Source organism: Cedecea sp. Ae19-4 (assembly GCF_059801165.1).
This window is the reverse complement of record NZ_JBCHWG010000014.1, coordinates 1-2,215: the sequence shown is the minus strand read 5'-3', so window position 1 is coordinate 2,215 and position 2,215 is coordinate 1. Positions and strand designations below refer to the sequence as shown.

Below are 2,215 nucleotides of genomic sequence, written 5' to 3'. Positions count from 1 at the left end.
ACGCCGCATATATTCCGCCACAGCTATACCATGCACACGCTCTATCACCGGCGGTCCAGGATAGTCATTCAGGTCTGGCCGGGCATAAGGAGCCACGTTCGATGGAAGTTTATACGTGGGCGCTTGCGCTGGACCCAGTTGCCACGCTGGCCGAGCCGTTTAGCAGGTACGGGCGTGATGCACGATGAGATTTTATAGACACTGCCGCCGCTGAAATGACATTACTGCTTTCCACAATTTACATAAGCTATGGAGAGTAGAATGCCCACAACATAAACTGCAGTAAGCAACATAAGCTACAGTGAGTATTATCATCCTGAAAAACTCCTGCTGTTGCGAGCCAATAATAATTCTCAGACCGAAGATAAGAGCTTTCAGTCAAGCGGTACAAACGAACTGACAGGAGACGCCTCGCCACAGCTTATATAAACTATAGTGAGCAGGTTACTCTCCGGAGCCATTAATATAAGCTGTGGTGTGTAGCAACAATAAAATTACTCATTACAGCTTATGTTCAGGATGTTTTGAACAACTTCTCCAGATCATCAAGCGTGATCCCCAGCTTTTCTAGGACAGCCAGTTTTTCAGCCATTTCCGGACTGACATCCCGCTTCGCCGCTGGCAGCTGCGGGTTTTCTGCACTTTCATCGTTAGGTGCCTTCAGCTTGGGACGCCGGTAGTGGATACAGAAAAGCTTTGTCCGGCCGCGCTGGATCTCGGTGTAATCCAGGTATCCTATGTCACGCAGCTGCTCCATGGCACGCCTTACCGTTTGGTTCTGAGAAAAGACCGGAGATTTCAGATTCAGACGGGCTCGGAGGCGCGACAACGAGATAGGAGCCGGATCCCGCGGAAGACTCTCAATAAAAGTGTAGAGTGCCTGAGCTGATTCCCTGCGCTTCAGGGCATTGATAACCTTGAGTTGCAGAAGTACTTTGCGGTCAAACTGATAAAGTTCAAATAAACGCGGATCTGCCTGTAACTGAACCACGTCTTTCTCTGTATCGTAGTAGGCAGACTGGACCAGGTGCGTGATGTACTCTTTGGTGTGCTTCTCGGTAGTGCGGGAAAAGGAAATCACGGTACCCGCAATGCGTTTAAGCGATGGACTAATGCGCTCCCGAAGTTTGCGGGACGACTGGCTTGAAGGGATACCACACAGTTTAGCGAACTCGACGAACGGAAGTTCCACTTTATCCCCAATAATCTTATGCCGGGCAAAGGAATGGACGATCCCGACCCAGGTCTTGAAATCGTTATCCATATCAAGCCGTGGGCCGGTGATCTCGACCTTATCAAAGCCTTCAGCTCTGGCAAGAGAAAGCCGCGTCAGCTCTTCAGTAGCATCCGTACGAGAAAGCGTATTCTTTTTACTGTTTTTCAGAGATTTGAGCGTGGGAACGAAAACACCAAGCCGCATCAGTGCCACAGGCTGGACCGTATTACTTCCATTGGGCGTGAGGTTAACTATTTCGCCGGAGGATTTATCCACCTCTTCAAACAGTTTTTTTATGTCCAGATTGTCCTTGTCCAGATAGCCTCCGGGCGCTGGGAAAGTAAAGAATAAGAATGCTGATTGCTAACCTGTAATAGCCGTAAGGCCTGGTACAAGCAGCTTCATGTTATACACAACCCAAGGTGTGTTTCTGGGCTTCATACTTACTATAGTTTATGTAGCTGACTCATCACAGTATATCCTTTACATGATACAGCTTATTGTATACCAGTTACAGCTTATGATTATCCTTCTATAGCTTATGTGATCATCCCCCAGGAACAGAGCTGACAGGGCCTGCAGCGATCCGGGGATCTTCTTTGGATCTTAAAAGGGATCGCTTTAAGGATCTTATTGCTGGATCGAAGAACTGTATATGTGGATAACCCACTGATGTAAAATCGTTAAGATATGCGATTTCAGTGATCAAACACTGGCGCGTACCTGCTCATTTTAGCAATGATGATATTGCGCTTCCTCGCCCGTTCGCTCGCGTTGCTCGGTCACAAGGCTGCGGCGAGCACTACTTATATTCTGGCTGCAGCGTGACGCTGAAAAGATGAGCTGGCCAGCAGTAGTAATATTTTCTTTTGTTCCTTACGCGGGACAAAAACGAAAGATATGCACTGGAATCACCGTCTACTTAGAGAGAGGGAGGGAGGGGGCCGACCGGAATGCTTTGGCATTTAGTACAGGCGACGATAGCTGACAGCACATTTG

1 protein-coding gene and 1 pseudogene are annotated in these 2,215 nt (G+C 48.3%); one reads left to right on the top strand and one right to left on the bottom strand.

The genetic code is table 11. The features are described 5' to 3' along the window. Window positions 1-188, top strand: a pseudogene (locus AAIE02_RS23550) (tyrosine-type recombinase/integrase); the annotation flags it as partial. Between the two features lie 326 nt (window positions 189-514). Here the strand turns inward: AAIE02_RS23550 and AAIE02_RS23545 are convergent. Next, entirely contained in the window at window positions 515-1,504 is a 990-nt protein-coding gene (locus AAIE02_RS23545; RefSeq protein WP_498533416.1) for a RepB family plasmid replication initiator protein, read from the bottom strand. Between the last annotated feature and the right edge of the window lie 711 nt (window positions 1,505-2,215).